This is a genomic window from Polaromonas sp. P1_G4, assembly GCF_056405475.1.
Genome location: NZ_JBFUCA010001006.1, coordinates 1 through 693 on the forward strand (window position 1 = coordinate 1; position 693 = coordinate 693).

A 693-nucleotide genomic window follows, 5' to 3' on the forward strand; every position below is an offset into this window, starting at 1 on the left:
GTCTGCAATGGGTGCTCAAGAGTCTGCAGTGATTCACTCGAAGTGATGGGGCCTGTGCTGCTCCATCAGTCAACGGCCTGATAGAAATTGAAAGGAACCACCATGGGCCTACATGCAGAAGTCAAACACATCGACCTGACCATCCGCCCCGCCGCAGCCAAGCAGATGCGCCAGGATCTGGGGGCGCAGGGCCTGCTGGATGCGGCGACCACCTCGGCGGCCGATTACCTCACCCAACAGTTCTGCGAAGTCACCAGCAGCCGCTCGGGGCTGTGCATCACCAACATCAGCTGGGACCAAATCGACGAAGACCTGTATGCGCTGCTGGACCGGCTCGCGCCCTACGTGAGCAGCGGCGGTTTCGTCAAATTCAGCTGCGAGGGCCGCACCTGGGCCATGGCGGTGTACGAGCAGCAGGCGCTGCTGCCCCTGGGTGAGTTGCTGTCGTTCAAGAACAAGCCCCAGGAAGTGGCGGTTTCGAGCGAGTGGGGCGACAGTGGCCATGACGGCAACACCCTGGTGCACGATGCCACCGCCACCGAAGAGAAGCTGAAGGACTTCTGGTACTGGCGCCACGGCGTGTTGATGTTGGCCCTGAAGGTGGCCTATCTCGGCGAGAGCCTTGGGCACCTCAAGAGCCTCAACAAAAAGGTCGTGGGCGATGTGCACGGCCTGTGCGGCAACGCGCACGAC

Annotated in this window: 1 protein-coding gene; it reads left to right on the top strand. The window is 61.8% G+C overall.

Features of this window, described 5'->3' with window-relative positions; translation table 11 throughout:
* Window positions 1–102: 102 nt before the first annotated feature.
* The coding region (locus tag AC1D1X_RS25040) for a hypothetical protein (RefSeq protein WP_477699594.1) at window positions 103–693 on the top strand (591 nt) is incomplete at its 3' end.